The following is a 5,618-nucleotide window of genomic DNA, read 5'->3' as shown; positions in this document are numbered from 1 at the left end:
CTGAGCGTGTCTCAGCTTTTTTTTGCTTTATCATCTTAATTTAAAATGTCTCATACAACTCCCTACCACTTAATCGTTATGTTTGGTCCTCGATTAAAATAGATACATAACAATATAAACAATAAAATTAGCGCAAAATAATAACCAAGCTACCATATTTATCGCCATTCTTATTTTTATATTGATAATGATTCTTATTTGTAATATCATTCGCATCTAATATTTCTAATATCTTTCCTGTTATTTATTCTACTTTGCATATATTTTGCACTTATTGAGGTTCTATGCGTTTATCCCATTTAGCTCAGACACTAGCTGTTATGACTACTGTACTGGCTTTAACCGCTTGTGGCGATGATAAAAAAGTAACAACTCCTATTATCGATGGGACACCGCCATTACTGACAACTGATAGCAGTTTTTCTGATGGCTATAGTGCCGTTGCTGCCGTATCTGTCTCAGGACAAGTACAAGATAACAACGGTATCAAGTCATTTACTTATCAACTCAATGAAGAACCAGTACATACGCTAAAGGTCGATGCTGAAGGCTATTTTAGTGAGACTGTCTTTTTAATGTTAGGTCGCAATAAAATCACTTTAGAGGCTACAGATAACGCTGGTAACACGATGCGCTCTACCAAAACCATCTATTTAGGCGACACCATAGCGGCAGGTGGCTCACATACTGCTGCCCTTCGTGATGGACAGTTGTACAGTTGGGGTCGAAACAATTATGGTCAAACCGGTCTTGGGCTGACAACGAAAATAACAGACCTCATGGGACATCCAGATACGCCAATGCTCATAAACAATGCGCCACAAAACCTAGTATCTGTTAGTTTTAACCAAAACCATTCGCTCTCTATTGACCAAAACGGACAAGTTTACAGCTGGGGCGAAGACAAATATGGGCAATTGGGACCGGCACAACAGGTCGTAATAGCTGTAGTAAAGTTGAAGACTGTCGCCTTGATATCGGTGCTGTTCAAGGTATCGAAGATGCAGTCATGGTAGCCGCCGGTTACAAGCACAACTTGGTACTCACTAAAGACGGCAACGTTTGGGCATTTGGTGCTAACGGTGAAGGTCAACTTGGTAATGGCCCTGCTGCTAGTACAAATGGCAGTAGCATACCGGTCAAAGTAGACTTCTCAGCAGCAACCGACATTGGGCATATTGTACAAGTAGTTGCCAGTGCCAATAGTTCCTACGCCTTAGATGATAAAGGTCAAGTTTGGGGTTGGGGTAGCGACGCTTATGCCAATCTTGGGAAAGGCAAAGCATGTACCAATGCCAATGAGTGCGTCAATATCAATGCAACCCCTGTCTTTATAAATATCATCGAAAACGCTCAGAGTGATGTTACCCAAATCGCTGATGCGAGTATTGCTAAAGAGGTAGAAAAAGTAACTCAGCTTGCCGCTGGCCGTGACCATGTGTTGGCTTTGACCAATAGAGAGTCGGTCTATGGTTGGGGGCTCAATGCCACAAGCCAAATAGGCTATAACGGTGAAATATTCAGCGATACCGAAAAAGCTTGGGACGATATCATTGCAACACCTACCAAACTACCATGGTTCGCGGATAAAGATGTACGCCGTATTTATGCTAATGGCAATGCCAGCTACGCATTACTAGATAACGGACAAGTATATCCTTGGGGTATGTTTGGCGAAACAAATGGCGCAGGTAAAACCATTTATAACGATCTAGATGAGCCAACTGACAAACTGCCCAATCTACAAAATATCGACAATATGGCAATGGGCGCTATGCATCTTATTGCTCATGAAAAGTTGCTCAACCAAGATAACAGTTCATCTCTTCAACATGGTTCTTTATTTACTTGGGGCTGGAGCTTTGAGGGCTCATTAGGCAACAAAGACACCACACACGTTTGGATGTATAACACCCCTATCCCTGTTAGCTTGCCAAGCCAACTATAAGCAGCAACGGCTTATTTGCTTCAATCTTGCCGACTAAAACTTATAAAGAGCTACAAAAACATAATCGTTAAGTAAAAAAAGGGCTGCATATTTTATGTCGCCCTTTTTAATTAACGATCAAGCTTACTCATTTTTATTCATTATTTGATTGTACTGATTTATGACTATTTTAGGTAATCCCATGTCTTGTCGCCTCCATCGACCAACCATTTTACACATATCAGCATTACCTGCTATGCGTAATGCCCTGCTCTGCTTGGGTATGACTCTAATACTGAGCGCTTGCGGTGGCTCAGACGATAACGCATCTAGCACACCCAACTTACCTAGCAATCCTTCCTCACCAAACACACCTGATGAGACAGAGGCCGATACCGATTGGCTTCCAGCAGGGGGCAACGCCACGATCACAGCCGATATCTCACGACCGTTTTTACAAATCATGCCCAATCTTCCAAGCAGTGCCTTAGGTGGTGTTTCGCCAGGGCGTGAGTTATTTATCACCCAATGGACGCCCGCCAACCAAGGTCGCGTACTGTTTGACGGTGTTGGGCCACTGTTTAATGCCAATGCCTGCACTCAGTGCCACAGCGCAGAAGGACGCAAACCTATCTATGCCAACGACGGTGAGCTAAGCAACGCCATTTTATTTAGACTAGGCGATGCACAAGGAGTGGCTCATGCTTATTATGGTGAGCAAATGCAGCATCAAAGTATCGACGCCAGTATCGCTACCGAAGGCAAAATGCGCTATATCGCTACTGTCGAAGACGACAAAAAGTCTAGAAGTATAAGATTCGAATTTACCCCAACGGATTCTAACCAACCTTTAGGAGATACCGCTATTAGCGGACGTATCTCGCCGCAACTGGTCGGTATGGGTTTGCTTGATCTCATCCCTGAGGCTGATATTATCGCCGCCTCTGACGCTAATGATGACAATAAAGATGGAATCAGTGGCCGTGTGCACTGGGTCAATGAAGGCCCTGATCAACGAATCGGCCGCTTTGGTTGGAAAGCGATCAACTCAAGTCTGCGTACCCAAAACGCCAATGCCATGTCGCAAGACATGGGCTTAACCACTTCGATATTTATGGACCCTAACTGTACGGTTAATCAGCCAATTTGTTGGACAGCCGCCAATGGCGGTACGCCAGAGGTCTCAGACAGTAGCTTGGATGCTGTGACTGATTTTATGACAGCGCTTGCAGTTCCTGAGCGGCGGGTGAGCAATTTATCAACTTTTAATCAAGGTGCTAATCTTTTTACTCAAGTTGGCTGTGCTGGCTGTCATACGCCCAAGCAAAAGACTGGCGATAGTGACCGTTTTCCATTGTTATCACAACAAACTATCTACCCTTATACCGATTTATTACTTCATGATATGGGCGCTGGGCTTGATGATGGCGTGAAAGAAAAGAATGCTGAAAGTTTTGAATGGCGTACACCACCGTTATGGGGTATTGGAATCGTAGCAAAAGACCCAGAAGCGCGCTTTTTGCATGATGGTCGCGCCAGCAGTCTGACTGAGGCAATATTGTGGCATGGCGGCGAAGCAGAAGGCGCAAAAACACGTTTTAAGCAGTTGCCTGTTGAACAAAAAAAAATGCTGCTTTCATTCTTAAACGGCATCTAAGATCTTGAGTATCTACCTTTCGAGCACCTGTCTATGGTAGATATCCATTTTTAGGGGCGATATCAGGCGGTAGATCGGTTTCTCCTATTGCCTCTAGCAAATTGATTTCGATCGTGCGTGACAAAGCTGTTAGAGGTAACTGATTGGCTGCAAAACCAAAAGGCTCTTCTAACTCTTCACTAAGCGCATCTAAACCAAAAAAGGTATAAGCAATCCCAGCACAGATTAAAGGGGTCACCCAGCCCAGTGAGGAAACCAAGCCAAAAGGCAACATAAAACAATACAGATAAGTCGTACGGTGTACCAATAGCATATAAGCAAATGGTAAAGGCGTATTATGAATACGCTCACAAGCGGCTAAGACGATAGTCATAGAAGTAAGACGTTCGTCCATGTTTTGTATCATCTGCTCCGATGATAAGCGCTGACGCCGACTATCACCAAGCCGCTTACCCAGCAATCGCATTAAATAATCAGGTAGGTTACGCGACTGGCGCATGCTGGCATGATGTATAGGCGCCACAAAACGCTCGACATCTTGCCAAGGCGCCGTACCACGAAGTCGATGGCGTACAGCATGAGTAAAAGCAATCGTAAGATAAATCATATAGCGCTGGGTGTCCCGCCCATGCTCGTCTTTCTCATCTATAAACGAGAGCACTTGACGGCTAAAGCTGCGAGCTTCATAAACCAGCTGTCCCCACAGTCCTCGCGCCTCCCACCAGCGCTGATAACTTGCATTATTACGAAAGCCAAGAAACAACGATAAAGCGATCCCAAACACCGTAAAAGGCGCCATAGTGTAAGATGGAAAAGAGCGCGGAAACTCATGCTGAATAACCGTTATAAGTGTACTTAGTAAAGTAACCAACAAAATCTGCGGATAGATCTTTGGAATGATTGAGCCGCGAAGAGTAAAAAATATCTTGAGAGCATTGGGTGTTTGCCGGACAATCATGTCAGCTTCCTAGCGAAGTTGTCTGTAAATACTGTAATAATAAAACTACGCTGCGTCTTACGTAACAATTCTTAAGTACCAACTCTCAAGTACTAAGACGCAGTTAATGTACTGCATCATAATATAGGTAATGCTTGATGAAAAGATTTTAAATTGCTAATACCGACTATCATTTTATAATGTCTTGTCACAGGCAACACAGTACTTGAATAATATCCAAATGCCACTATAAATAGTGAATACAGCGACCGCACATAATAAACGTACTCATTTAAGAATGACATCTACCAAAGAACTGAGCGAGTCTCAGGTTTTTTTATGTGGTTAAAACAATGTGCAAGCCAATATTTCAACAAAAAATAAGGACTCCATCATGAGTGATGACCCAAAAGATAACGGCCAAAACTCGACTTCTCACCGAGCTGTCAATGTCACTGACTTAACCCCCAATGACGGTATGCTAAAAGGTAAAAAAACCGATATTCAAACCCCAGAGCTGTGGGACTTTCCAATGAACTATCCGATGAGTATCATCGGTCATGAAGGCGAGCATGAGACCTTACTTAATGAAGTCAAGCTTATCCTTGGTAGTCAGTTCCCTGATTTTGATTTGGCGTCTATAGATGTCAAACCTTCAAAAACAGGTCGCTTTCACTCAGCACGCGTCAATCTGTATCTGACCGAGGCTGCACAAGTCAATCGCTTATATGCAGCACTTGATAGCGCTAAAACTGTGCGCATGGTTGTATAAAACGTATATGTTAACGCCAGCTAAATTTAGCATTTTAATACCGTAATCGTCACTTATATGGGTGGCGATTTTTTTTGGTCTACTGTACAATCAGCACCGCGATGATTGACTCAATTCCATCTCTAAATAATCAAGAAATTGTCGACTAATAAAAATAAAGTCATAACCACTTTTTTACAAAAAATTTTATTATTTGAGACAATCGCGTCTAACCCTTATCCCATCGTCCTTTGCCAAATTTTGGACATGCTACTACCTTGTAGCAACATAGTTTTCTCCTAAAATCAATATAGCATTTTCAAAATTTTACTCCTTGGGCCCCGTC

Annotated in this window: 5 protein-coding genes; 4 read left to right on the top strand and 1 reads right to left on the bottom strand. The window is 43.1% G+C overall.

The genetic code is table 11. The features are described from left to right. Positions 1-284 precede the first annotated feature (284 nt). The 3 genes from PENNN9_RS13015 (at position 285) to PENNN9_RS05490 (ending at position 3,584) form a co-directional block, all read left to right on the top strand. Positions 285-1,016 (top strand): hypothetical protein, encoded by a 732-nt coding sequence (locus tag PENNN9_RS13015; protein ID WP_227511736.1) that lies wholly within the window; start codon positions 285-287, stop codon positions 1,014-1,016. Further along, positions 1,010-1,948: an RCC1 domain-containing protein gene (locus PENNN9_RS13010; RefSeq protein ID WP_227511735.1), complete on the top strand. Its 939-nt coding sequence runs from the start codon at positions 1,010-1,012 to the stop codon at positions 1,946-1,948. Before PENNN9_RS13015 ends, PENNN9_RS13010 begins: the two co-directional genes overlap by 7 nt. A 181-nt stretch (positions 1,949-2,129) precedes the next feature. Then, on the top strand, positions 2,130-3,584 hold the full coding sequence (locus PENNN9_RS05490; protein ID WP_058368717.1) for a di-heme oxidoredictase family protein: 1,455 nt from the start codon (positions 2,130-2,132) through the stop codon (positions 3,582-3,584). 31 nt (positions 3,585-3,615) lie between these two features. On the opposite strand, the gene PENNN9_RS05485 is transcribed toward PENNN9_RS05490, so the two are convergent. After that, positions 3,616-4,542 (bottom strand): bestrophin family protein, encoded by a 927-nt coding sequence (locus PENNN9_RS05485; RefSeq protein WP_058368716.1) that lies wholly within the window; start codon positions 4,540-4,542, stop codon positions 3,616-3,618. A gap of 457 nt (positions 4,543-4,999) precedes the next feature. Here PENNN9_RS05485 and PENNN9_RS05480 point away from each other — a divergent pair, with 457 nt between their 5' ends. Beyond that, on the top strand, positions 5,000-5,293 hold the full coding sequence (locus PENNN9_RS05480; RefSeq protein WP_058368718.1) for a YbeD family protein: 294 nt from the start codon (positions 5,000-5,002) through the stop codon (positions 5,291-5,293). Positions 5,294-5,618 lie beyond the last annotated feature (325 nt).

This window comes from Psychrobacter sp. ENNN9_III (assembly GCF_001462175.1).
Lineage (GTDB): Bacteria > Pseudomonadota > Gammaproteobacteria > Pseudomonadales > Moraxellaceae > Psychrobacter.
Note: the sequence above shows the minus strand (reverse complement) of the source record. Positions and strands in the feature narration are given on the sequence as shown.